The organism is Yinghuangia sp. YIM S09857, assembly GCF_051388915.1.
GTDB lineage: Bacteria > Actinomycetota > Actinomycetes > Streptomycetales > Streptomycetaceae > Yinghuangia.
This window is the reverse complement of sequence record NZ_JBPKBH010000005.1, coordinates 326,795-352,009: the sequence shown is the minus strand read 5'-3', so window position 1 is coordinate 352,009 and position 25,215 is coordinate 326,795. Positions and strand designations below refer to the sequence as shown.

Annotated in this window: 20 protein-coding genes and 3 tRNA genes; 16 read left to right on the top strand and 7 right to left on the bottom strand. The window is 71.5% G+C overall.

Annotated elements, in window-relative coordinates; translation table 11 throughout:
* The 7 genes from ACRX5S_RS13030 to cimA all read left to right on the top strand — a co-directional run.
* The coding region (locus ACRX5S_RS13030) for a protein phosphatase 2C domain-containing protein (RefSeq protein ID WP_436773042.1) at positions 1-1,541 on the top strand (1,541 nt) is incomplete at its 5' end.
* A 22-nt stretch (positions 1,542-1,563) separates the two neighbouring features.
* Positions 1,564-2,439 (top strand): hypothetical protein, encoded by an 876-nt coding sequence (locus ACRX5S_RS13025; RefSeq protein ID WP_436773041.1) that lies wholly within the window; start codon positions 1,564-1,566, stop codon positions 2,437-2,439.
* A 40-nt stretch (positions 2,440-2,479) separates the two neighbouring features.
* Positions 2,480-2,872 carry a hypothetical protein gene (locus ACRX5S_RS13020; protein ID WP_436773040.1) on the top strand — a complete coding sequence of 131 codons (393 nt, stop codon included), beginning with the start codon at positions 2,480-2,482 and terminating at the stop codon, positions 2,870-2,872.
* 154 nt (positions 2,873-3,026) lie between these two features.
* The gene (gene serA / locus ACRX5S_RS13015; RefSeq protein WP_436773039.1) at positions 3,027-4,616 is read left to right on the top strand and encodes a phosphoglycerate dehydrogenase; all 1,590 of its coding nucleotides are present in this window, start codon (positions 3,027-3,029) and stop codon (positions 4,614-4,616) included.
* A 756-nt stretch (positions 4,617-5,372) separates the two neighbouring features.
* Positions 5,373-6,425, top strand: a complete 1,053-nt coding sequence (locus ACRX5S_RS13010; RefSeq protein ID WP_436773038.1) for a 3-isopropylmalate dehydrogenase — start codon at positions 5,373-5,375, stop codon at positions 6,423-6,425.
* Positions 6,426-6,687: 262 nt separating this feature from the next.
* Complete coding sequence (locus ACRX5S_RS13005; protein WP_436773037.1) at positions 6,688-7,788, top strand: branched-chain amino acid aminotransferase; 1,101 nt, start codon at positions 6,688-6,690, stop codon at positions 7,786-7,788.
* A 401-nt stretch (positions 7,789-8,189) separates the two neighbouring features.
* On the top strand, positions 8,190-9,785 hold the full coding sequence (gene cimA / locus ACRX5S_RS13000) for a citramalate synthase (RefSeq protein WP_436773036.1): 1,596 nt from the start codon (positions 8,190-8,192) through the stop codon (positions 9,783-9,785).
* A 205-nt stretch (positions 9,786-9,990) separates the two neighbouring features.
* Here cimA and ACRX5S_RS12995 read toward each other — a convergent pair.
* The 6 genes from ACRX5S_RS12995 to ACRX5S_RS12970 form a co-directional block, all read right to left on the bottom strand.
* A tRNA-Glu gene (locus ACRX5S_RS12995) sits at positions 9,991-10,066 on the bottom strand.
* Positions 10,067-10,155: 89 nt separating this feature from the next.
* Positions 10,156-10,228, bottom strand: a tRNA-Glu gene (locus ACRX5S_RS12990).
* Positions 10,229-10,289: 61 nt separating this feature from the next.
* Positions 10,290-10,361, bottom strand: a tRNA-Gln gene (locus tag ACRX5S_RS12985).
* Between the two features lie 175 nt (positions 10,362-10,536).
* Positions 10,537-12,036: a glutamate--tRNA ligase gene (gene gltX, locus ACRX5S_RS12980; protein WP_436773035.1), complete on the bottom strand. Its 1,500-nt coding sequence runs from the start codon at positions 12,034-12,036 to the stop codon at positions 10,537-10,539.
* Entirely contained in the window at positions 12,029-12,811 is a 783-nt protein-coding gene (locus ACRX5S_RS12975) for a fumarylacetoacetate hydrolase family protein (protein ID WP_436773034.1), read from the bottom strand. The genes gltX and ACRX5S_RS12975 overlap by 8 nt, the downstream gene beginning before the upstream one ends.
* Before the next feature lie 136 nt (positions 12,812-12,947).
* Entirely contained in the window at positions 12,948-13,115 is a 168-nt protein-coding gene (locus ACRX5S_RS12970) for a hypothetical protein (protein WP_436773033.1), read from the bottom strand.
* Positions 13,116-13,735: 620 nt separating this feature from the next.
* Between ACRX5S_RS12970 and ACRX5S_RS12965 the strand changes: the two genes are divergently transcribed.
* The 5 genes from ACRX5S_RS12965 (at position 13,736) to ACRX5S_RS12945 (ending at position 19,749) form a co-directional block, all read left to right on the top strand.
* Entirely contained in the window at positions 13,736-17,620 is a 3,885-nt protein-coding gene (locus ACRX5S_RS12965) for a nitrate- and nitrite sensing domain-containing protein (protein WP_436773032.1), read from the top strand.
* The gene (locus tag ACRX5S_RS12960; RefSeq protein ID WP_231778306.1) at positions 17,617-18,039 is read left to right on the top strand and encodes a roadblock/LC7 domain-containing protein; all 423 of its coding nucleotides are present in this window, start codon (positions 17,617-17,619) and stop codon (positions 18,037-18,039) included. The genes ACRX5S_RS12965 and ACRX5S_RS12960 overlap by 4 nt, the downstream gene beginning before the upstream one ends.
* Positions 17,931-18,410 carry a DUF742 domain-containing protein gene (locus ACRX5S_RS12955; protein ID WP_436773031.1) on the top strand — a complete coding sequence of 160 codons (480 nt, stop codon included), beginning with the start codon at positions 17,931-17,933 and terminating at the stop codon, positions 18,408-18,410. The genes ACRX5S_RS12960 and ACRX5S_RS12955 overlap by 109 nt, the downstream gene beginning before the upstream one ends.
* Entirely contained in the window at positions 18,391-18,984 is a 594-nt protein-coding gene (locus ACRX5S_RS12950) for a GTP-binding protein (protein ID WP_231778304.1), read from the top strand. The genes ACRX5S_RS12955 and ACRX5S_RS12950 overlap by 20 nt, the downstream gene beginning before the upstream one ends.
* Positions 18,985-19,242: 258 nt before the next feature.
* Positions 19,243-19,749, top strand: a complete 507-nt coding sequence (locus ACRX5S_RS12945; RefSeq protein ID WP_436773030.1) for a hypothetical protein — start codon at positions 19,243-19,245, stop codon at positions 19,747-19,749.
* A 1,207-nt stretch (positions 19,750-20,956) separates the two neighbouring features.
* On the opposite strand, the gene ACRX5S_RS12940 is transcribed toward ACRX5S_RS12945, so the two are convergent.
* Positions 20,957-21,682, bottom strand: a complete 726-nt coding sequence (locus ACRX5S_RS12940) for an IclR family transcriptional regulator (RefSeq protein WP_231778302.1) — start codon at positions 21,680-21,682, stop codon at positions 20,957-20,959.
* A 163-nt stretch (positions 21,683-21,845) separates the two neighbouring features.
* On the opposite strand from ACRX5S_RS12940, the gene leuC reads away from it, so the two are divergent.
* The 4 genes from leuC to ACRX5S_RS12920 all read left to right on the top strand — a co-directional run bounded on the left by leuC (position 21,846) and on the right by ACRX5S_RS12920 (position 25,073).
* On the top strand, positions 21,846-23,267 hold the full coding sequence (gene leuC, locus ACRX5S_RS12935) for a 3-isopropylmalate dehydratase large subunit (protein WP_436773029.1): 1,422 nt from the start codon (positions 21,846-21,848) through the stop codon (positions 23,265-23,267).
* Between the two features lie 4 nt (positions 23,268-23,271).
* Positions 23,272-23,877 carry a 3-isopropylmalate dehydratase small subunit gene (gene leuD / locus ACRX5S_RS12930; protein ID WP_436773028.1) on the top strand — a complete coding sequence of 202 codons (606 nt, stop codon included), beginning with the start codon at positions 23,272-23,274 and terminating at the stop codon, positions 23,875-23,877.
* A 206-nt stretch (positions 23,878-24,083) separates the two neighbouring features.
* A complete protein-coding gene (locus ACRX5S_RS12925; RefSeq protein WP_358365294.1) occupies positions 24,084-24,401 on the top strand; it encodes a hypothetical protein in 318 nt (105 codons plus the stop codon).
* A 78-nt stretch (positions 24,402-24,479) separates the two neighbouring features.
* Positions 24,480-25,073, top strand: a complete 594-nt coding sequence (locus ACRX5S_RS12920; RefSeq protein ID WP_436773027.1) for an HU family DNA-binding protein — start codon at positions 24,480-24,482, stop codon at positions 25,071-25,073.
* Positions 25,074-25,215 lie beyond the last annotated feature (142 nt).

Here is a 25,215-nt window from a genome sequence, read left to right as displayed (position 1 = left end):
CGCCGTTCGGCGACCGCCGCGTCGGCGACGGCGACTCCGCGTCGTCGGTACCCCGGGCGGCGGCCGCCGACCCCGGGCCCGGCGCGGGCGACGACATGTTTGCCGACCTCTACCTGGACTTCGACGACATGGCGGACCTGCCTGCGACACCTTCACGCCCCGTCCCCCCGCCGCCGGCGCACGGCGCGCCGCCGCGCCGGGGGCCGTCGGGCGGCGCCCCCGAGGCACCGCGCACCGAGCGGCCGTCGACCCCGGCGCCCGGTCCGGTGCCCGCCCCGTCCCCCGGCCCGCAGGGCGACCCCGCGGGCGGCGGGACGCGGTCCGGCGTGCGGCGTCCCGCGCCACCGTCCGTCGCGCCGCCTCCCCCCGCACCGGTGCAATCCGGGCGACCGGCGCAAACCGCGTCACGGGAGGGCTCGTTGGGCGGTCAGGCCAGTCCTGCGGAAGGCGCCCGGCCGACCGCCCACGCGGCGGTTCCCGCGTACGACCCGACGCCCCGGCCCGGCGGCAACCGGGCGGGCGCGGTCGGCGGTTCGCAGGCCGACCCGTACGGCACCGCGGGCCATGACGCGACGGTGCCCTCGATTCGGGCGCTCCCCGGCGACACCCCGGCGGTTCCGCCGCCGCCCGGGCCGATGCCGCCGGCCGAGGCCGACGAGGAGACGTCCCGCACCGACAGCGTCGCGCGCCGCCGCGACCAGGACGCCCGGCCCGTCGCGGTCGACGTGGAGGTGCAGGCCTCCGCCTGGTCCGCCGCGTCGCACCCGGGCCGCCGCCGCGCTGTGCGCCGCGAACGCCTGGGCCTCGGGCCGGAGTTGACCGCCCGCGACAACGACGACCGCTACGCGGCGACGGGCAGCGTCTTCGTCGTCGCCGACGGACTCGGCGGTCACCCTTCCGGGTGGTATGCGGCCGACGTCGCGTGCCGCACCCTCGTCGCCGACCTGGCAGCCGCCGACCTGTCCGCGGGGTGGAGCGACCGGCTCCGCGCCTCGATCGCCGTCGCCGACCTCGCGGTGCGGCGGCACGGACACGGCCAGACGTACGAAGGGATGCGCACCACCGTCGTCGCCGCGGTCATCCAGGACGGGCGGCTGCATCTCGCCGGGTGCGGCGACAGCGTCTGCTGGCTGGTCCGCGGCGGGGCCGCGTTCCGGCTCACCGAGCAGGGCAACGCGGCCGATCTCGGCCGCCCGTGGCTGCTGACCTCGACCCCGCTCGGCGGCTCGCAGCAGCCCGACCCCGAACTCCAGCGGATCGAACTCCACCCGGGCGACCGGGTGGTGCTCGCGACGGACGGCGTCGGCCACCTGCCGGACGAGACCGTCGCCGACCTGATCCACGGCGACCCCTTCCACGCCGCGACCACGCTGACGGTCACCGCCGTGCAGAGCGGGGACGACGACGCGACGGCCGTGGTCATCGAGTGCGAGGCCCTGCCCACCGCCTCGCACGCCGCCGCGCCGCCGCGCGCGAGGCCCGCCGAGAGCGGCGCCGACGGTCCCGTCCGGGGACCCGAGGATTCCCCCGGGAGCGGGTAGGTCGTACGGTCGGACCGCGACCATGGTGCACGAGGAGCCCCCACAAAGGGCCGAGACCGGACGGATGGCGATGCTCGAACTAGTCCTCCAAGCGGCGACGTCGGACGACGCCGACCTGCGCGACCAGGAACTGCCCAGGTCGCGTACGGTCAAGATGCCCAGCGAGCCGGGCCAGCGGCTCGGCGTGGGCCGCGACCCGTCGCGCTGCGCGCTGGCCACGCCCAAGGACTGGCGCTTCGTCTCGCGGGTCCACCTGGAGTTCGTGTTCACCGACGAGAAGCGGTGGACGGTCGAGTGGCTCCAGGGCTCGCACACGCGCCCGGTCGCCCTGGTGCAGATCGACCGCGAGGGCGTCTCCGAGCCGGTGCCGTACGGCGCGACGCTGCCGCTGGGCGGGCAGCGCGCGGGCCGCATCGTGGTCAGCGACCTCGCGCGCAGACGCCGCGTCATCGTCGAGTGGCGCCTGACGCTGCCGCAACTCGCCGGAGACGAGGAGACCGAGTCGGACGTCGGAGTGCCCGAGACGCAGGACGTCGCCCCGTTCGTCCTCCAGAACCGCCTGTCCGACACCGAGATCGAGGTCCTGACCGCGATGTCGTGCGACTGGATCCACGGGCGGCAGGTCAAGCGCGCCAAGTCGACGCGCGAACTGTGTGAGCTTCTGCACCTGTCGGCGGCCACCGTCGAACGGTGCAAGACGAAACTGCGCCGCGAGTTCTACAGTTCGGGTCTGTGCCCCGAGCTCAACGAGCTGCTCGGGCCGAACTACCTGGACACCGTGCGACACGTGCACGGCGGATGGGACCTCATCGCGCAGACCGCCGTCACCCACGGCATAGCGGGACGCGGGCCCTGCCCTTGCGGCGGCCAGCCCCCGCGGCGCACCACCGGGACCTGACCGGGGGGCAACCAGAGGTTTTTCGGGAGGGGAAGAACCGGTGCTCGATCTGAATATGGCCTCGACGTCGGGCGCCGACGACGCGGCGACCGTCGCCATGCTCATGGCGAGTGCGCCGACACGGCCCGGCGCGACGCTCGCGGTGGGCCGCGACGCGTCCCGCTGCCACCTCGTGACGCCCGCGGACTGGCTGTTCGTGTCGCGCGTGCACCTGGAGTTCCACTGCGACGACGCGAACGCGTGGTTCGTCACGTGGATACGCGGGTCGCAGGACGCCCCGGTCGCGGAGGTGCACGTGGACGACGGCGTGCGGCGCGTCCTCCCGTACGGCGGCAGCCTGCCGCTCACCAGGCCGGGTTCGGGCGAGGTGGTGATAGGCGACCGCGGCGGGCAGCGGCGCGTGACGATCGGCTGGTTCCTGGCCGCGGACTGACGCCGTCCGGTCACGTCCCAGCCATCGGACGACTGTGAAGGCATTCACAATGCGGCACTAGACTCGTGCGCGCGTCAGACCCACCCGACCCCGCGCACCCGGTGCGTCCGGGGTGCGCCGTCATCGCTGCCGACGAAGAAAGCAAAGGATCGCAGTGAGCAAGCCCGTCGTCCTCATCGCTGAAGAACTGTCGCCGGCCACGGTCGACGCGCTCGGTCCCGACTTCGAGATCCGGCACTGCGACGGCGCCAACCGCGCCGAGCTGCTGCCCGCGATCGCCGACGTCGACGCCATCCTGATCCGCAGCGCGACCAAGGTCGACGCCGAGGCCATCGCCGCCGCGGGCCGCCTCAAGGTCGTCGCACGCGCCGGTGTCGGCCTCGACAACGTCGACGTCGCGGCGGCCACCAAGGCCGGCGTGATGGTCGTCAACGCGCCGACCTCCAACATCGTCACCGCCGCCGAGCTCGCCTGCGGCCTGCTGATCTCGGTCGCGCGCAACATCCCGCCGGCCAACGCCGCGCTCAAGAACGGCGAGTGGAAGCGCAACAAGTACACCGGCGTCGAACTCGCCGAGAAGACCCTCGGCGTCGTCGGCCTGGGCCGCATCGGCGTGCTGGTCGCGCAGCGCATGTCGGCGTTCGGCATGAACATCGTCGCGTACGACCCCTACGTGCAGCCCGCGCGCGCCGCACAGATGGGCGTGCGGATGCTGACTCTCGACGAGGTCCTGGAGCAGTCCGACTTCATCACCGTGCACCTGCCCAAGACCCCCGAGACGCTGGGGCTCATCGGCGACGAGGCGCTGCACAAGGTCAAGCCCACCGTGCGCATCGTCAACGCGGCGCGCGGCGGCATCGTGGACGAGCAGGCGCTCGCCTCCGCGCTGAAGGAGGGCCGCGTCGCGGGCGCGGGCCTGGACGTGTTCAGCAAGGAGCCGTGCACGGACAGCCCGCTGTTCGAGTTCGACAACGTCGTTGCGACCCCGCACCTCGGTGCCAGCACCGACGAGGCGCAGGAGAAGGCCGGCATCGCGGTCGCGAAGTCGGTGCGCCTCGCGCTCGCCGGCGAACTGGTGCCGGACGCCGTCAACGTGCAGGGCGGCGAGATCGCCCCCGACGTCCGCCCGGGCCTGCCGCTCGCCGAGAAGCTCGGCCGCATCTTCACCGCCCTGGCCGGCGGCGTCGCGCAGCGCCTCGACGTCGAGGTGCGCGGCGAGATCACCCAGTACGACGTCAAGGTGCTCGAACTGGCGGCCCTCAAGGGCGTGTTCTCCGACGTGGTCGAGGAGTCGGTGTCGTACGTCAACGCTCCGCTGCTCGCCCAGGAGCGCGGCGTCGAGGTGCGCCTGACCACCAGCTCGGAGAGCCCCGACCACCGCAACGTCGTCAGCGTGCGCGGCACCCTCACGGACGGCACCGACGTCTCGGTCTCGGGCACGCTCGCCGGTCCCAAGCGCGTCGAGAAGGTCGTCGAGGTCGGCGGCTTCGACGTCGACCTCCAGTTGACCGAGCACATGGTCTTCCTGCGCTACGCCGACCGCCCGGGTGTCGTCGGCGTCATCGGCCGCCTGCTGGGCGACGCCGGTGTCAACATCGCGGGCATGCAGGTCAGCCGTGCCGCCAAGGGCGGTGTCGCGCTGGTCGCCCTGACCGTGGACTCGGCCATCCCGCCGGCCGTCCTCGCCGAGATCGGCACCGAGATCGGCGCCGACTTCGCCCGCCCCGTGAACCTGAGCGAGTAACCCGCCAGTCCACCGGGCTGCCCCGGGTGGCCGGAACACACCACCGGCCACCCTCCGACCGACGACGTGGCCGCCGACCCGCCCGACCCCGCTGAACCGGTCGAGCAACCCGCCGCCACAACCGGTCCTTCGGCCTGGTCCCGACCCACGCGAACGGCCCCGGAAGCAACCGCTTCCGGGGCCGTTCGCGTGTTCGGCCGACTCCGATGGAGTACCCGCGCATCTCAGATAGTAGGAACTCCGAGTAAATTGCGGACAGCGGCCCACCCTGTCGCTTACCGTGAAGGAACCACCTTCCTATCGACCACTAACTCCCGGTTCGACAGGAATTGCGGGACGCGGGTGCCCACGAGGTCCACCGCATTTGTCCTCGCAGTCCGACGTGGTCCCCCCGCCGCCGACTCCTCCGAGGGTCCGCCGAGATGCGCCCATCCGCGCCGCGGGACACGTCGCCGCCAATCCCGCTTCCGCGGATTCCCGCAGAGCGCCCGCCGCTCGACCTCGTGGAGTGCACCATGGACGAGACCACCCGCAAGAACGCAGCCCAAGCCCTGCAACGCGCCCTCGACCGCCGCGACAACGGCGGCGACGTCGGCGGCGACCGCCGCTAGCACAGGGCGGCGCCGGCTGACGCGCCCGCTACCGGTTCCCGCGGCGGGGACGCCCCCGCCGCGAACGGCACCCGCCGCCAACAGCACCGTCCCAGCATCCGGAACGCAAATGTCAGCACCTGGGACGAGGAGTAAGGTCCGGCACATGTCTCGCAACGCCAACAGCATCCGTCTCGCAGTGGTTCCCGGCGACGGCATCGGCCAGGAGGTCGTCGCGGAGGGACTCAAGGTCCTCGCCGCGGCGCTGCCCGCCGAGATCGCCCTGGACACCACCGAGTACGACCTCGGGGCCCGGCTGTACCACCGTACCGGCGAGACGCTGCCGGACAGCGTCCTCGACGAGCTCCGCGGCCAGGATGCGATCCTGCTCGGCGCCATCGGCGACCCGTCGGTGCCGTCCGGCGTGCTGGAGCGCGGGCTGCTGCTGAAGCTGCGCTTCGCGTTCGACCACCACGTCAACCTGCGCCCGGCCAAGCTGGGCCCGGGCGTCACCTCGCCGCTGGGCGCGGACGCGCAGATCGACTTCGTCGTGGTCCGCGAGGGCACCGAGGGGCCGTACGTCGGCAACGGCGGCACGCTGCGCACCGGCACCGAGCACGAGATCGCAACCGAGGTCAGCGTCAACACCGCGTTCGGCATCGAGCGCGTGGTGCGCGACGCGTTCGCCCGCGCGCAGGCTCGCCCGCGCAAGAAGCTCACCCTCGTGCACAAGAACAACGTGCTGGTGCATGCCGGCCATCTGTGGACGCGCGTGTTCAATCAGGTCGCCGCCGAGTTCCCCGAGGTGACCACCGACTACCTGCACGTGGACGCGGCCACCATCTTCATGGTGACCCAGCCCGAGCGCTTCGACGTGATCGTCACCGACAACCTGTTCGGCGACATCATCACCGACCTCGCGGCGGCCATCGCGGGCGGCATCGGCCTCGCCGCGAGCGGCAACATCAACCCGTCGGGTGAATTCCCCTCGATGTTCGAGCCGGTGCACGGGTCCGCCCCGGACATCGCGGGCCAGGGCAAGGCCGACCCGACCGCCACGGTCCTCTCGGTCGCCATGCTCCTGGAGCACCTGGGCCACTCCGAGGCGGCCCGCCGCGTCGAGGCGGCGGTCGACGCCGACCTCGCCGAGCGCGCGTCCCTCGGCACCCGCTCGACCAGCGAGATCGGCGACGCGATCGCCAAGCGAGTAGCCGGCTGAGTCGCCGGTACCGCGTTTTACGCCGACCAGCCCGACCGGGCGCCGTCGGCGCGAGACCACCCGGAGCCGACCGGCGGTTCAGTTGCGGCACCCCGGCTTCCCGCTGCCGTCCGGCACCGCCCCCTCCTGTTCCGGGGGCGGCGCCGAGACGGCGGCCCGTGGCCGTGCCTGTCGGTGTCCCGGTGGACTGCGTTAACGTCTGGAACCGATAGGCGGCACCACGATGCCCCCGTCAATCCCTCGGTGAAGGACACTGGAACCCATGACGACCTCCGTGACGATCGATCTCAAGCCGACCGCGCATCCGCTGTCGGATGCCGAGCGCGCCGCTCGCATGACGAACCCCGGCTTCGGCCGCGTGTTCACCGAGCACATGGTGACGATCCGGTGGAGCGCGGGTCGGGGCTGGTACGACGCGAAGCTGACGCCGTACGCGTCGCTGGAGATCGACCCGGCGAACATGACGCTGCACTACGCGCAGTCCATCTTCGAGGGCCTCAAGGCCTACCGGCACGCGGACGGCTCGGTGGTCACGTTCCGCCCGTACGAGAACGCCCGGCGCTTCCAGGCCTCCGCCGCCCGCCTCGCGATGCCGGAGCTCCCCGAGGACCTGTTCGTCGCCGCCGTCGACGCGCTGGTCAAGCAGGACCACGCGTGGGTGCCGGGGGAGGAGGAGCAGAGTCTGTACCTCCGCCCGTTCATGTTCGCCACCGAGGTCGGCCTCGGCGTGCGTCCCTCGAACGAGTTCCATTTCATGGTCATCGCGTCCCCGGCGGGGGCGTACTTCGCGGGCGGCGTGAAGCCCGTGTCGGTCTGGCTGTCGAAGGAGTACGTGCGCGCCGCCCCCGGCGGTACCGGCGCGGCCAAGTGCGCCGGAAACTACGCCGCTTCGCTCGTCGCCCAGGCGCAGGCCGCCGAGCAGGGCTGCGACCAGGTCGTGTGGCTGGACGCCAACGAGCGCCGCTGGATCGAGGAAATGGGCGGCATGAACCTGTACTTCGTGCAGGGCAGCGGCGCCGACGCGCGCATCGTCACACCGTCCCTCACCGGCTCCCTCCTCCCGGGCATCACGCGCGACTCGCTGCTCCAGCTCGCGGCGGACCGCGGCTACGGCACCGAGGAGCGCAAGATCTCCGTCGAGGACTGGCAGGCGGGCAACGCGGACGGCTCGATCACCGAGGTCTTCGCGTGCGGCACCGCCGCGGTCATCACACCGGTCGGCTCGGTGAAGTCCAGCGACGCGTCCTGGCAGGTCGGCGACGGCGGCGCGGGCCCGGTGACCCTCGAACTGCGCAAGGCGCTGCTCGACATCCAGACCGGCGAGGCCGCCGACACGCACAACTGGCTGCACAAGATCGTCTGAGCCGGCCGCCCCGGTACGCCCCGCCGATCCGGTACGCCCCGCCGGGCGCCTCACCCAGGTGCCCGGCAGGCGCCGGGCCGTGTCCTGCCATGTCCTGCCGTGCCCTGACGACACGCTCTAGCCCAAATGGTGAGACTCGGATACCGGCCGTCGGATCGTGTGGCAGACTTCCGACCATGCAGCAGTGGCTCATTATTAGCCGCAGCGTGCCGGCACCGGGCTGACCCCCCACAGGGGGCAAGCGTCATTCAGCCCACCGCCCGCACGCAGACCTCTCGCGACCGCGAGGGGTCTTTTGTTTTGGCCGGACACCCCTCGGCCGGACAACGCGTGCGGGCCGCCACCGCACACCCGGACCTGAACAGTCCACCCGCATAGAGCGCGTCAGGAGACCCACGGACATGACCGACGACAGTTTCCACGTCTTCGACACCACGCTGCGCGACGGCTCCCAGCGTGAGGGCATCAACCTCACCGTCGGGGACAAGCTCACCATCGCCCGGTACCTGGACGAGTTCGGCGTCGGCTTCATCGAGGGCGGCTGGCCGGGTGCGGTGCCGCGCGACACCGAGTTCTTCCGCCGGGCCCGCACCGAACTCGACCTCCGGCACGCCAAGCTGGTGGCGTTCGGCGCGACCCGCAAGGCCGGCACCACCGCCGCGGAGGACCCGCAGGTCCAGGCCCTGCTGGACGCGGAGGCCCCGGTGGTCTGCCTGGTCGCCAAGTCGCACGACAAGCACGTCGACCTCGCGCTGCGCACCACGCTGGACGAGAACCTGGCGATGATCCGCGACACGGTGACGCACCTGCGCGAGCAGGGCCGCCGGGTGTTCGTCGACTGCGAGCACTTCTTCGACGGCTTCAAGGCCAACCCGGCGTACGCGACGAGCGTGGTCCGCACCGCGTACGACGCCGGCGCCGAAGTGGTCGTGCTCTGCGACACCAACGGCGGCATGCTGCCCAGCCAGGTCCAGTGGACGGTGGCCCGCGTCAGGGCCGAGACCGGCGCGCGCCTCGGCATCCACGCGCAGGACGACACCGGCTGTGCGGTCGCCAACTCCATCGCGGCGGTCGAGGGCGGCGCGACGCACGTGCAGTGCACCGCGAACGGGTACGGCGAACGCGTCGGCAACGCCAACCTGTTCCCCGTGGTCGCCGCCCTGGAGCTGAAGAAGGGCATGCAGGTGCTGCCCGAGGGCCGCCTGCGCGAGATGACCCGCATCTCGCACGCCATCGCCGAGGTGGTCAACCTCGCCCCGTCCACGCACCTGCCGTACGTCGGCGTCTCGGCGTTCGCGCACAAGGCCGGGCTGCACGCGTCGGCCATCAAGGTCGACCCGGACCTGTACCAGCACATCGACCCGGCCCTGGTCGGCAACGACATGCGGATGCTGGTGTCGGACATGGCCGGACGCGCGTCCATCGAGCTCAAGGGCAAGGAGCTGGGGTACGACCTGTCCGGCGACCGCGACCTCGTCGGCCGCGTCGTGGACCAGGTGAAGTCCCGTGAGGCCAACGGGTATACGTACGAGGCCGCGGACGCGTCCTTCGAACTCCTGCTGCGCGACGAGGTGGTGGGCGCCCGCGAGCGCTTCTTCACCCTGGAGTCCTTCCGCGCCATCAGCGAGCAGCGCGGGGACGGCACGCAGTTGAACGAGGCCACCGTGAAGCTGCACGCCAAGGGCGAGCGCATCGTGGCCACCGGCGAGGGCAACGGCCCTGTCAACGCGCTGGACCGCGCACTGCGCCTCGCGTTGGAGCGGATCTTCCCGGAGCTGGCGTCGTTCGAGCTGGTCGACTACAAGGTCCGCCTGCTGGAAGGCCGGCACGGCACCGACGCCATCACGCGCGTGCTCGTCGAGACGAGCGACGGCAAGAAGGAGTGGAGCACGGTCGGCGTCGCGGAGAACGTCATCGGGGCCTCGTGGCAGGCCCTGGAGGACGCGTACACGTACGGACTCCTCAAGGCCGGGCTCACGCCCACCCGGGACCTCTGACAGCCCCGGAGAACGCCCCACGGGGCCGCCCCGCCGCACGCGGGACGGCCCCGGCTCTCCCCGCGGACGCGGGGACACGACGAGCCCGGGAGGACGCGGGGACACGACGAGCCCGGGAGGACGCGGCCGCGAATACCGCGGAAACGCGTCCGACCGAGGAACCCGGAAACCAGAAATCCCCCACCGAGGTGAGGGATTTCGTTTGTGGTAGCCCCGACGGGATTCGAACCCGCGCTACTGCCTTGAGAGGGCAGCGTGCTAGGCCGCTACACAACGGGGCCCTAGCCCATCCCCGAGGGGATGGTGTCCGTCGCATCGTCTCCGACCGAACGGCGAGGCGCTCCGGAGAACGCCTCGGTGTGAATTGGAGTAGCCCCGACGGGATTCGAACCCGCGCTACCGCCTTGAGAGGGCGGCGTGCTAGGCCGCTACACAACGGGGCCAAACTCAATCTGCCGATCACCTTGCGGTGATCGCCAGCCGCGTCACCTTGCGGTGACACCGCTGGGGTACCAGGACTCGAACCTAGACTAACTGGGCCAGAACCAGTCGGGCTGCCAATTACCCCATACCCCAATGCTCGACCCCGTGAAAGGGATCTTGCTGGCTTGTCCCGGCCCCCTGCGGGGCGGAACGAGTAGAACTTTACCCGATCAGGCGGGCCCGACCAAAACGGGTTCCCGGCGGGTGTGCGCACCGCCCTCGGAGGGAAGTGCGCACACCCGTACGTACCGGACGCCGACCGCCCCGTTCAGCCTCGCGCGACGTCCAGTGCCGAGCGCAGGCGGGCCAAGGTCGTCTCACGGCCCAGGAGTTCCATCGACTCGAACAACGGCGGCGACACGCGGCGGCCGGTGACCGCGACGCGCAGCGGCGTGAAGGCGTTCTTCGGCTTGATGCCCAGGCCGTCCACCAGCGCCTCGCGCAGGACCGCCTGGATCGGGTCGGTGGCCCACTCCACCGACTCCAGGGCGGTGACGGAGGCCTCCAGGACCGGCGCGGCGTCGGCGGTCAGCACCTTGGCGCTGTCCGCCTCGTCGCGTACGAAATCCTCCGGCGCCACGAACAGGAACCCGAGCATGCCGACCACCTCGCCGAGCACGACCATGCGCTCCTGGGTGAGCGGCGCGGCCTTCCCCAGCAGGTCCAGCTGCTCGGCGCTCGGCTGCGCGGGCAGCAGGCCGGCGTCCTGGAGGAACGGGACCAGGCGGTCGCGGAAGTCCTCCGGGGCCAGCGCGCGCACGTGGTCGGCGTTCACGGCCTCGCACTTCTTGAGGTCGAAGCGCGCGGGGTTGGCGTTGACGTCCGCGATGTCGAAGGCGGCGACCATCTCCTCGATCGAGAAGTAGTCGCGGTCGGGCGCGAGCGACCAGCCGAGCAGGGAAAGGTAGTTCAGCAGGCCCTCGGGGATGAACCCGCGCTCGCGGTACAGGTTGAGCGACGACTGCGGGTCGCGCTTGGAGAGCTTCTTGTTGCCCTCGCCCATGACGTACGGCAGGTGCCCGAAGCGCGGCGTCGTGCCGTTGCCCACGCCGATGTCGGCGAGGGTCGCGTACAGCGCGATCTGACGCGGCGTCGAGGACAGCAGGTCCTCGCCGCGCAGCACGTGGGTGATCTCCATGAGCGCGTCGTCGACCGGGTTGACCAGCGTGTAGAGCGGCCGGCCGTTGGCGCGCACGATGCCGTAGTCGGGCACGTGCTCGGGCTCGAAGCTCAGCTCGCCGCGCACCAGGTCGGTGAAGGTGATGGTGCGGTCGGGCATGCGGAAGCGCAGGATCGCGTCGCGGCCCTCGGCGCGGTACGCCGCTACCTGCTCGGCGCCCAGGTCGCGGCAGTGGCCGTCGTACCCGGACGGCTTGCCCGCGGCGCGCGCGGCCTCGCGGCGCCGCTCCAGCTCCTCGGTGGTGCAGAAGCACTCGTACGCGTGCCCGGCCTCGTGCAGGCGCTTGGCGACGTCCGCGTAGATGTCCATCCGCTGCGACTGGCGGTAGGGCGCGTGCGGGCCGCCGACCTCGGGGCCCTCGTCCCAGGTGAACCCGAGCCACTTGAGGGCGTCGAGCAGCTGCTCGTACGACTCCTCCGAGTCGCGCGCGGCGTCGGTGTCCTCGATGCGGAAGACGAAGGTGCCGCCGTGGTGCCGGGCGAAGGCCCAGTTGAACAGGCACGTGCGGACCAGCCCGACATGCGGGTTGCCGGTGGGGGAGGGACAGAAACGGACGCGCACATCGGCGCCCTGGGGCTCGCTAGCCACGCTTGATCACCCTGTTGGTGAGAGTTCCGATGCCTTCGACGGTGACGGCGACCTCGTCGCCCACCTGGAGCGGGCCGACGCCCGCGGGGGTCCCGGTGAGGATCACGTCACCGGGGAGCAGCGTCATCGCGGCCGTCACGTGGACGACGAGTTCGGTGATGCTGCGGACCATCTGCGAGGTGCGCCCGGCCTGCCGCAGCTCCCCGTTCACCGTGCAGGTGATCGCGAGGTCGGACGGGTCCAACTCGGTCTCGACCCACGGCCCCAGCGGGCACGAGGTGTCGAAGCCCTTGGCCCGGGCCCACTGCCCCTCGCTGCGCTGGAGGTCGCGCGCCGTGACGTCGTTGGCGCACGTGTAGCCGAAGACGACCTCGGGCACGCGCTCCGGGGGCACGTCACGGCACAGGCGCCCGATCACCACGGCCAGTTCGGCTTCGTGGTGCACCTCGGTGGAGATCTCCGGATAGACGACCGGCGCGTCCGGGCCGATCACCGCGGTGGACGGCTTGAAGAACACGATCGGCACCTCGGGTACCTCGCCGCCCATCTCGGCGGCGTGGTCGGCGTAGTTCTTGCCGATCGCGACGACCTTGCTGGGGAGGACCGGGGCGAGCAGCTGCACGTCGGCGAGCCGGTGGCTCTGCCCGGTGAGCGAGATGCCGGCATACGGGTGCCCGTCGAGTTCGGCGACGACCAGCTCGCCGGGTTGGTCGCGGGGGCTCCCCACCGCGCCGAACGAATAGGAGTCGCCGGTGGAGAACCTGACGATGCGCACGGGCCGGGACCTCGGGATCAGTCGGGGGACGTTCTGGTCGTCCCCAGGCTATCCCGCGGGCCCCGCCCGGAGCGCCGCGGTTTCCCGGCCGCCCACGCCGCCCGGCTCTCTGTCGGGCGGCGTCCGCGGCGGCGCGTCAGTTCTGCTGCTCCATCAGGTTCGTGCGGCGCGGGTTCGCGGTCGGGCCGGTCTCCAGCGGTACGGGAGTGGTGTCCTCGTCGAGGCCCTCGGGGCGGACCGGCACGGTGTCGAGCTGCGTACGGCGCGGGTTGGCGGTGTTCGTACGGTGGGTGCTCAGGCTCATGACGGAGTCGTCCCGCCCCTTCAGATCGTTCGGACAGTGGGCACGCCGGCGCCACGTGGGCATTCCCACGCGGCAGATTGCGTGCGCCCCCTTGAATATCAAGGTTACGGATGGTTACGTCAGTCGGGCCCCGTTGCACGGGGCGGGCAAAGGCTACGCTTGCCGAAGTTTTACGCACGGTGCTGTGATAATTGCAGTGAGTAACCGAGTTCCCCACGGAACCTGTGATGTTCACCTCTGTGGATTCCAGCCAAACCTGAGTCCTTATGTCCGATTGCGACCGGTAATACCGGGTCAAGCACGGGCGAAAGGATTGTCTGGCCCAGTTCTCTGGAATCCGGATTTTTCCGGACCCCGCTATCTTGTTGCGGCCTCTGGGCTGTGCTGAAATGCGTGCGACCACGGGGGTGGTTCCCAAGCGCGATCCCGTCCGGGATCTCCGCACACAAGCCTCGCCGATCCGGCGGGTCAACGACTGGTCACAAGAGGTTGCGAAGCTAGTGCAGGGACGTCGGAAGAGGCAGCAGGACTCCGCGGAAGCCCCGGCCGCTGTCGGGCCCGCAGACATGCGCCCACCCCAAGAGCTCACCGCCAGTCGAGCCCCGCAGGCTCCTTCGCGGTTGAAGCTGTTGTTCTCGATCAAGAACTGGCGCATCCGTACGCGCATCACCGCGCTGCTGCTGCTGCCCGTCGTCGTCGCGGCGTTGCTCGGTGGACTGCGCATCCAGTCGTCCATCGACACGACCCGCGAGATGGACGTCGTGCAGAAGGCGGGCGCGGTCATCGACGAATCCACCACGCTGGTCGGCTTCCTCGAAGAGGAGCGCGACTTCAGCGCGATCCCGCTTTCGCGGCGAGAGGCCTCCGGGCGAGTCGACCCCCAGGCCGAAGCCGAGATCCAGACGCGCTACCAGCGCACCGACGAGCAGTACGCGCGCTTCCAGGCCGCCGTCGCCAAGATGGACCTCAGCGACCTGCCTCTCATAGCCGCCACGGTGGGCACCATCGGGGAACGGATGGGCGGGCTGGCGAACATCCGGAAGAACGCCTACCAGCAGTTCCCGTTCAGCACGGTCAAGTCGTACCAGGGCGTCATCACGGCGTTGCTGACGATCAACCAGCAGGCGCCCGAGATCACGCGCGACGCGGATCTGGTGCAAGGTGCCCGTGCCCTCGGCCTGTACGGCGAGCTCAAGTCGCTGATCTCCGCCGGCCGGGCCATCGGCGCCGCCTACGGTGCCCGTCCCGACGTCCCGTTCGGCGACGCGGCCGAGGGCTTCAAGAGCCTGGACCAGGGCCAGGACGACGCGATCCGCGCCTTCCAGGCGGTGGGCACGCCCGAGGAGGACCGGAAGTTCGACGACGTCGCCAACGTCGGCAAGGCGAGCGAGGTCGCCGGCCTGCTGACCGCGATGTCCAACCACATGGTCGACAGCGGCGACGGACAACAGAAGGTCGTAAGTGGCGTCAACGGTACGCCGGGCTTCACGACTCCCGAGGCCTGGTACAAGCTGGCGAGCGACTACCTGTCGCACATGATGCAGGCCGAGACCGAGATGGGCGACAAGCTCCTCGGCAAGGCCGACAGCCTGCGCGACGACGCCCGCAAGGACGCGCTCGTCAACACCGTCCTGGTCGTGGCGGCCCTGCTCTTCACGATCATCCTCGGTGTGATCGTGGCGCGTTCGCTGGTCCGCTCGCTCAACACCCTGCGCCGCAGCGCCCTGGAGATCGCCGAGCAGCGGCTGCCGGAGACGGTCCGCCGCCTGGCCGAGTCCGAACCCGGCGACGTCGACCTGAGTGTCGAGCCGATCGGCGTCTCCACGCGTGACGAGGTCGGCCAGGTGGCCCGGGCGTTCGACGCGGTCCACACCGAGGCCGTGCGCCTCGCGGCCGAACAGGCCCTTCTGCGTGGCAACGTCAACTCGATGTTCGTCAACCTGTCGCGCCGCAGCCAGAGCCTGATCCAGCGTCAGCTCGCGCTCATCTCCGACCTGGAGAACCGCGAGGCGGACCCGGACCAGCTCGCGAACCTGTTCAAGCTCGACCACCTCGCGACCCGTATGCGCCGCAACGGTGAGAACCTGCTCGTTCTCGCCGGTGAGGAGCCGGGTCGCCGCTGGACGCGCCCCGTCCCGCTGGTCGACGTGCTGCGCGCCGCGGCCTCCGAGGTGGAGCAGTACGAGCGCGTCGAACTGGGCGCCCTGCCCACGACCGACATCGCCGGCCGCGCCGTCAACGACCTCGTGCACCTCCTCGCCGAGCTGCTGGAGAACTCGACCACCTTCTCCAGCCCGCACACCAAGGTCCGCGTCACCGGCCACATCCTCCCGGACGGCCGCGCGCTCATCGAGATCCACGACAACGGCATCGGCCTGACCGGCGACGACCTGGCGGACGCCAACCAGCGCCTCGCCCGGCCGCCCGTCGTGGACGTCTCCATATCCCGGCGCATGGGCCTCTTCGTGGTCGGCCGCCTCTCGACCCGGCACGGCATCCGCGTGCAACTGCGCCCCGGCGACGGCGGCGGCACGACCGCGCTGGTCATGCTGCCGATCGAGCTCATCCAGGGCGACCGCCCCGGCGGCAACTGGGACAAGTCCAACGGCCGCGCGGCGGTCTCCCCGGGCTGGGAGCCCGACGCGTTGACCGCCTCGCAGGAGATGCAGGCGCTGCCGGCCGCCGCGGCCGGACCGCAGCGCCCGGGTCCCGACGCCGGCCGCAGTGAGGCCCCGCGCCCGCTGCCGCAGCGTGCGCAGGCTCCGCAGAACGGCGCGTACGAGCAGGCGTCGGCCTTCGCCGAGGGCCCGGCCACGCACGACACCCCGTTCCCGGGTACGCCGTTCCCGCAGCAGAACGACGCGGACAACCCGTTCGCGCCGGTGTCGCCGCAGAACCCGCAGGCCCCGCGCGGCGCGGACAGCCGCCCGGTGGACGGCTCGACCGCGCAGTTCGCCTCGCCGTTCGCGCCGGAGCAGCCGCCGCAGCACCAGACAGGGCGGCAGCAGAGCCCGTACGACACCGGCCAGCACCAGACCGGCCAGCACCAGACCGGTCAGCAACCGGCGTACGACCGCCCGCAGTTCGACCAGCAGCAGCCGGCGCAGCAGCCTCTCGGCGACTACGCGCAGCCCAGCGCGTACGCCCGACCGGACTACGAACAGCCGTACCAGCAGCCGCGGTTCGACCCGGAGCCCACCGAACACGGCGGCGCCGACCGGGGCCAGGGCGGCGGCTTCCGCCGCGGCGACCAGGACACCGGCATGACGCCGATGGCCGAACCGCAGCAGCCGCAGCGCGCGTCCGCGTGGTCCGGCCCGGAGTACGACAGCCTGTCGCCGGTCGCGCCGCCGCCGCAGATGCCCGCGTACGAGGCACCGCAGCGCCGCGGCGACGGGCAGCGCGACACCGGTGTGCGTCCGCAGCAGCAGCCCGCCTCGGGTGACGCGCTGCCCGCGCTGCGCACCCCGAACTCCCCGGTCCGCCAGCAGCAGCCGGCACCGCAGCAGGCTGACGCCCGTACCGCGCAGCAGGACCCGCGTGCGCTGTACCAGGACGGACGCCCGCCTCAGCAGGGCCGCCCCGCCCAGCCGGAGCCGCAGCAGGCCCGCGGCCTGCCCGCGGCACCGCAGCACCAGGTGCCCCAGCAGCTGCCGCAACAGCCCGCGCCGCAACGGCAGTTGCCGGCACCGGAGCCGGTGAACGCGCTCGACGACTCGGTCGCGCTGCCGATGGCCGTCGAGGACGAGCGGTCGCCGATCTTCGAGACCCTCGAATCGGACTGGTTCCACCGTCGGACCGGTCGCGGCGGGCGCATGCGCGCCGCGCAGGTGCGCACCTCGCGCACCGACGCCGACGAGGCCGCGGGTTCGCCCGCGGCAGCCGAACCGCAGTCGTTGGACCGGCGGACCCCCGGAGGCACCAACCCGCCGCTCCAGCACCGTGGTTCGGAGCAGGCGTCGCTGCCGCGGCGCTCGCACGCGGGACCGGCCGCTCCGGCCGAGACCCAGGGTGTTCCGCAGCAGCCGCTGCGCCAGGCGGCACACGCCGCCCCGGTGGAGCAGCCGCAGCAGCCCGCCGCACCGCAGCCGGGTCGGCCGGCCGCGGAGCAGGCGCCGTCCGGGTGGTACTCGGCCGGCGACGAGGGCTGGCGGGCGGCGGAGGCCGCGCGCGAGCCCGCCTCGGGCGGTACCACGACGGCCGGCCTGCCGCGCCGCGTACCGCGCGCCAACCTGGTTCCGGGCGGCGTCGGGGGCGCCGCGCCCCAGGCGCCGGGCCCGGTCCCCGGTGCCCGCGCCGGCGGCCCCGCCGCGCCGCTCACCCCGGGCATGTCCGGTGGTGCGGCGCAGGTTCCGCCGCAGGGGGCGTCCGGCCTGTCGCGCAACCCGGACGACGTCCGCGGTCGACTGACCAACTTCCGCCGAGGCATTCAGCAGGGTCGCACTGCCGGGGCCGGGGGAACGGCCCCGCAGCCTCGTGACGAGAACAACCAGGAGCAGGCATGACTGAGTTGAGCCAGGCCGCGCAGAACCTGAACTGGCTGATCACGAACTTCGTGGACAACACCCCCGGTGTCTCCCACACGGTCGTGGTCTCCGCGGACGGCCTGCTGCTCGCCCTGTCCGAGGGCTTTCCACGGGACCGCGCCGACCAGCTCGCGGCCGTGGCATCCGGCCTGACCAGCCTGACCCAGGGTGCGTCCCGCATCTTCGAGGGCGGGCACGTCACGCAGACGGTGGTCGAGATGGAACGGGGCTTCCTGTTCATCATGTCGATCTCCGACGGGTCTTCGCTGGCCGTGCTGGCGTCGCCGGAGTGCGACATCGGCCTCATCGGCTACGAGATGGCCCTGCTGGTCGACCGCGCCGGCACGGTCCTCACTCCGGCATTGCGCGCGGAACTCCAAGGTGCCCTGCCGCGATGACGCATCCGGAGATGTCCGAACACGGCGACCAGGAGTTCCACGAGACCCTGGTACGCCCGTACGCCATGACGGGTGGTCGCACCAGGCCGCGGTACCAGCTCGCGCTGGAGGCCCTGGTGACCACCACGCCCCAGGTGGCGAACCCACCTGGCCTGCTGCCTGAGCACCAGCGCATCTGCGACTTGTGCCGGCAGGTCAAGTCGGTCGCCGAGATTTCGGCCCTGATCTCCATCCCCCTCGGCGTCGCCCGCGTGCTTGTCGCGGACCTCGCGGAGGCCGGACTCGTGGTCATCCATCAGCCGGGGAACGACCAGGGGCAGCCGGACGTGACGCTGCTCGAAAGGGTGCTCAGTGGACTTCGCAAGCTCTAGCCCGGGACCGGTCCCGGCGCCGCGGTCCTCCACGACCTCCGCCAAGATCGTCGTGGCCGGCGGCTTCGGCGTGGGCAAGACGACGCTCGTGGGGGCGGTCTCGGAGATCGCGCCGCTGCGTACGGAGGCCGTCATGACCTCCGCCAGCGCGGGGATCGACGACATCGCGGCAACCCCCGACAAGGGGACGACCACGGTCGCGATGGACTTCGGCCGCATCACGTTGGACGAGGACCTGATCCTGTACCTCTTCGGTACGCCGGGTCAGCACCGGTTCTGGTTCATGTGGGACGACCTGGTCCGCGGCGCCATCGGCGCCGTCGTCATCGTGGACACTCGCCGCCTGGCGGACTGCTTCCCCGCGATCGACTACTTCGAGAACAGCGGACTGCCGTTCATCATCGCCCTCAACTGCTGGGACGGTGTGCAGACGCACCATGCGGACGACGTCCGCGAGGCGTTGCAGATCGGCCCCGAGACCCCGATCGTGAGCTGCGACGCGCGCCGCCGCGAATCGGCCAAGTCGACGCTCATCACTCTCGTCGAACACGCACTCATGGCGCGTCTGCGCTGATACCGGATCCGGGCCGAGCCCCGGACCCCCGCACAACCGGAATCGGGCGGCGCCTTCCAAGGCCCGCCCGATTCCGTTTTCCCACCCTGCCTGCCCGGAAAGTTTCACAGCTTGGTGACAAGGTCATGTATCCCGGACCCCGGAACCCCCACGGCATGCCGTGCGTTGCTACTGTCGTGCCCACAGAATCCGTTGCCCAATTGATATGCGGCTGATCGCGGGCACGGAACGGGTACGACGGACTGAGATGGGGGTTCGGTGGACGACAACCGCTGGCGCGCTGCACAGGCCGCGCGTGAGCCTGTGGTGGAGGGTCTGACGCACTCGGGGCTGCCCCGGCGCATGCCGCAGGCCAACCTGGTCCCGGGGGCCGCGGTGGACGCCGTCCCGGGCCTTGCCGGCGGCATCCCGCTGGGCATGTCGCGGGATCCCCAGGATGTGCGCACCCGGCTCGACAGCTTCGTCCAAGGACGCGAACAAGCCCGATCCGGAGCGGAACCGCCGCTCCCAGCGGTGCCCCCGAACCCGATGACGGCCCCCAGCCCGCTGGCCACCGCACCGGTCCAGACGCCGCTGTCCAACAAGCCCGTGCAGCCTGCCGAGCCCACCCCGCGCCGAGCGCCCGCCACCCCCCGCGCACCGCGAGTCCCCGCCGCCCGCAAGCCCCAGCAGCCGCGCGCTCCCAAGCCGACCCCCAACCCCGCCCCGGCCACCCCGGACGAGCCCTGGGGCGACGGTTGGAAAACCTTCAGACCCGGCCAGTAGCCCACCCACTTGACCACTCCGTAATCATCCCGTGACCCCCCGCAGCCCCCTCCGGGGGGTCGGCCCCGGAGGCAAAACCCAATTCCCCAGGGGCGGCCAGTGGGCCGGATCAATCAGCACACCAAGCCCGCCACGCAACAAGCCGCCGACCCCGAGCACCAGTTGGCGCGCATCCAACGAGGCCCCGCAACCGCCCGCAACGCCCCAGGGGCGGCCAGTGGGCCGGATCAACCAGCACACCAAGCCCGCCACGCAACAACCTGCCGACCCCAAGCACCAGTTGGCACACATTCGACGAGGAAAGCCCCGCAACCGCCCAGAGCTCGTCGGCCCCCGGCCGAAGCCGAGCATCACGCACCACGCGCGAACGGGGCAGAGCGCGGGACCCGCAGCGGAGTGCTCCATGAGCTGCGATCAGGCGAAGGTTCCGTGTGACCCTCGCGGATTGCAGGAGCGGCGGCAATGCGCGAGCCCGCTTGCCCGGGCGTTCACACACCGACAGCCAGGCGCCTCAGATCCGCAACCACCTGAAGTTGCCCCCGCGCTCGGTGGCCGCGGCTTGAGAGGACGGGCCGAGCGCCCCCCGGGCGCGAGCGGCCGCATTGCGCACTCTTGTGCCTGCGAGCCAGGCGCAGCCCGATCCGGTGCCCACGCCGCTCGCTCGTGCGCAATCGCCCGCCTCGTGCACGCGCATCTGCCGTGCGGTGCGGCGCAGATGCCGCGGACGAGTCAACTCGCCGCTGCGGGGTCCTTGCTCGCCAGTTGCACGCGATGGCCATTCAGAAGCGCGGCTGTCCCACGGCGCGGGTCACGCCCGGTCGGCCCTCGGCGGCACGCGCGCGGGCTCGTCCGCCCGGGCATCCTGGTCAGGTGCACCGTTCGTAGTCGGCGGTCCACACTCGCCCGCGCATGAAAGTGGCCGCTGCGTAGGGGAGTTCGGGCGTTCCACGCGACGCGCGTGACCTGTTCGTCGGGCTGCACGGCCAATTCGACGCGTGCACCGCGGGATGGCAGCGGTCGCAAGCGCTTTTGGGGGTGCGGCTTCCTCTGACCCGCCGTCCGGGATTGCACCAATGACCTTGAGTCGGTTGGCAGTTCGCGTCCCGGAAAGTCGCCGGCTTGCCCCGTTCCCGGAGGGGGGCGGCCCAAGGTGCGCGCAGGCTCCTGCTGACGTGCGGCATCGGAGCCGGCGCGGATGCGCCGGGGGTCAGACGTCTACCTGGGCCTTGCGGAGCGCGTCGGAGAGTTTGGCGGCGGCTTCCATGACGGCTTGGGCGTGGAGGCGGCCGGGGTGGCGGGTGAGGCGTTCGATGGGGCCGGAGACGGAGACGGCGGCGACGACGCGGTTGCTGGGGCCGCGGACGGCGGCCGAGACGGAGGCGACGCCCGGCTCGCGTTCGCCGATGCTCTGGGCCCAGCCGCGACGGCGGACGCCGGAGAGGGTGGTCGCGGTGAAGCGCGCGCCCTGGAGGCCGCGGTGCAACCGCTCCGGCTCCTCCCAGGCCAGGAGGCACTGGGCGGCGGAGCCGGCCTTCATCGGGAGGGTGCTGCCCACCGGCACCGTGTCCCGCAGGCCGGAGAGCCGCTCCGCCGCGGCGACGCACACTCGCATGTCGCCCTGGCGGCGGTAGAGCTGCGCGCTCTCGCCGGTGACGTCGCGCAGGTGCGCGAGGACCGGGTGCGCCGCGGCCAGCAGACGGTCCTCGCCGGCCGCCGCCGCGAGCTCCGCCAGGCGCGGGCCGAGGACGAAGCGTCCCTGCATGTCCCGGGCGACGAGACGGTGGTGTTCCAGCGCCACCGCGAGGCGGTGGGCGGTGGGTCGGGCCAGTCCGGTCGTGGCGACGAGCCCCGCCAGCGTCGCGGGACCGGCTTCGAGCGCGGCCAGCACGACAGCGGCCTTGTCGAGCACGCCGACTCCGCTAGAGTTGTCCATGCTCTGATATTGCCGTCTCGAATGACGAGACGCAAGTCCGTTTCGGACGGCTCAGGTGGCAGAGTTCGGACCGCGGGCGCGCACGCTGCGGGTGGGCAGCCGGGACGCGGCCGCGGAACACGACACAGGAAAGTCGGCAATGACGCCGACCGGAGGGACAGCGATGGGACGGACACTCGCGGAGAAGGTCTGGGACGCACACGTCGTGCGTCGCGCTGAAGGAGAGCCGGACCTGCTCTACATCGACCTGCACCTGCTGCACGAGGTGACCAGCCCCCAGGCCTTCGACGGCCTGCGCCAGGCCGGGCGCCCGGTCCGCCGGACCGATCTCACGATCGCGACCGAGGACCACAACACCCCCACCCTCGACATCGACAAGCCCATCGCGGACCCGGTGTCCCGCGTCCAGTTGGAGACGCTGCGGCGCAACGCCGCCGAGTTCGGCGTGCGCATCCACTCGCTCGGCGACGTCGAGCAGGGCGTCGTGCACGTCGTCGGCCCGCAGTTGGGCCTGACGCAGCCGGGCATGACCGTGGTGTGCGGCGACAGCCACACCTCCACGCACGGCGCTTTCGGCGCGCTGGCGTTCGGCATCGGCACCAGCCAGGTCGAACACGTCCTGGCCACGCAGACGCTGCCCATGGCGCCGTTCAAGACCATGGCCGTCACGGTCAACGGCGAACTGCCCCCCGGGGTCACGGCCAAGGACCTGATCCTCGCGGTGATCGCGAAGATCGGCACCGGCGGCGGGCAGGGCTACGTCATCGAGTACCGCGGCGAGGCCGTCCGGAACCTCTCGATGGAGGGCCGGATGACCGTCTGCAACATGTCGATCGAGGCCGGCGCCCGGGCCGGCATGATCGCGCCGGACGACACGACGTTCGCGTACCTGAAAGGCCGCGACCACGCGCCGCAGAACGCCGACTGGGACGCCGCCGTCGAGTACTGGACGTCGCTGAAGACCGACGACGACGCGGTGTTCGACCACGAGGTGGTCATCGAGGCGTCCGAGCTCACGCCGTTCGTCACCTGGGGCACCAACCCCGGCCAGGGCGCGCCGCTGTCCGCGAGCGTCCCCGACCCGGCGTCGTTCGCCGACCCGTCCGAGCGCAGCGCCGCCGAGAAGGCCCTGGAGTACATGGGCCTGACCGCCGGGCAGCCGCTGCGCGACATCAAGGTGGACACGGTCTTCATCGGCTCGTGCACGAACGGCCGTATGGAGGACCTGCGCGCGGTCGCCGAGATCCTGCTCGGCCGCCGCATCGCCGACGGCGTGCGCATGCTCGTCGTGCCCGGTTCGGTACGCGTCTCGCTGGAGGCCGTCAGCGAGGGCCTGGACAAGGTGTTCACCGAGGCCGGTGCCGAATGGCGTTACGCCGGCTGCTCGATGTGCCTGGGCATGAACCCGGACCAGCTCGCCCCGGGCGAGCGCAGCGCGTCGACGTCCAACCGCAACTTCGAGGGACGGCAGGGCAAGGGCGGCCGTACGCACCTGGTCTCGCCGCAGGTCGCCGCCGCCACCGCGGTGCTGGGCCACCTCGCCGCCCCCGCCGACCTCGAATCAGCCGTGCCCGCAGGAGTCTGACGCCATGGAACCGTTCACCACGCACACCGGCACGGCGATCCCGCTGCGCCGCAGCAACGTCGACACCGACCAGATCATCCCGGCCCACTGGCTCAAGAAGGTCACCAAGACCGGCTTCGAGGACGGGCTGTTCGAGGCCTGGCGCAAGGACCCGGCCTTCGTGTTCAACCAGGCCGAGCGCGCCGGGGCCACGGTCCTGGTCGCCGGACCGGACTTCGGCACCGGCTCGTCGCGCGAACACGCCGTGTGGGCCCTCCAGAACTACGGCTTCAAGGCCGTGATCTCGTCCCGCTTCGCGGACATCTTCCGGGGCAACTCGCTGAAGGGCGGCCTGCTGACGGTCGTCCTGCCGCAGGAGACGGTCGACCGCCTGTGGGCGCTGACCGAGGCCGACCCGACCGTCGAGATCACCGTCGACCTCGTCGCGCGGCAGGTCCGCGCGGGGGCCGGAGAGGCCGCCGTGGTCGCCGATTTCGAGATCGACGACTACACCCGCTGGCGTCTGCTGGAGGGCCTCGACGACATCGGCCTGACCCTCCGACACGAGGCGGACGTGACCGAGTTCGAGACCGGCCGGCCGTCCTGGCTGCCGCGTACGCAGACCGTCTGACGGTTCGCGGACGACCTCCTGACCTGCGTCGGGAGGGCCGAACGGGGTTCCGCCGACTGGCTTGTTCCAGCCATCGGGAGGGCAACCCCGGGAAGGGCCAACTGCCTTGCGGAAGCGGCGGAGCGCACCTGTGCCCCCCCGCTTCCGGCTTTTCCCGGACGGGACAAGAGCGTTCCCCCGATCCGGCCCAACAGGCCCATTGTCGGATGAGCTGTCACAATCACGGTGTGGACCAAGCAGCGCATCCCGACAGCCCCGACGAAGTCCGGCTATACGCCGAACTCGCCACCCGGTTGAAGGAGGCGCATGCGCGGGTGCGTAAGCTCGACATACCGGACGGCGCGAAAGTGGCGCTGGTTCGCCGCCTCCTGGTCGTCACCGATGCCGCAAAACACGATCTGGCGGACGCCGCACGGCGTCTGACCAAGCTCATGGATGAGCTCGACGAGGATCCCGCGCTCGCCGCGGACACCGCCGAGGTCTGTAATCCGTTGCGACACAAGGGTGATTCGTCCGTTCGGTAATTGCTTCAGCACAATTGGGCGCTTAGCGTGCCCAATGCCGGACTATCTGATACGGCATCGGTTTTAGAAGGGGAAGACGTGAACAAGGCTCAGCTTGTCGAGGCGGTCCAGGACCGACTGGGTGGCCGCGCGGCCGCCGCAGACGCGGTGGACGCCGTCCTCGACGCCATCATCCGCGCGGTCGCGGGCGGAGACCGCGTGTCCATCACGGGGTTCGGCTCGTTCGAGAAGGTCGAGCGTGCCGCCCGCTACGCGCGCAACCCGCAGACCGGTGAGCGCGTTCGGGTCAAGAAGACCGCGATCCCGCGCTTCCGTCCGGGGCAGGGCTTCAAGGACCTCACCTCGGGCACCAAGAAGATGCCGAAGTCGGGTAGCGCGGCGGCCAAGGCCAGCCCCACTCCCCGTCCCGGCAGCGCCAAGCCGGCCCGCAAGACGGCCGCCAAGGCGACGGCCCGTACGGCGGCTCGCAAGACCACCGCCGCCGCGAAGCCCGCCGCGACCCGGAAGACGGCTGCCGCCGCCAAGCCGGCCGCGACGCGCAAGACGGCCGCCGCGAAGAAGGCCACCACCGCGAAGAAGGCCACCACGGCCAAGAAGGCGGCCACGGCCAAGAAGACCGCGGCGAAGAAGACCACGGCCAAGAAGACGGCGACCAAGCGCGCCGCGAAGTAGCAACCGCGCCAACCCCGGCGCGGGATCCCGACCCGAGGTCCTGAATCCGGGATCCACACCGGGGACCGGCAACGGTCCCGAGCACGGCCGGACCCGAACCGGAACACGCACCGCGCGACGGGCCGGACCCTCATCGAGGGTC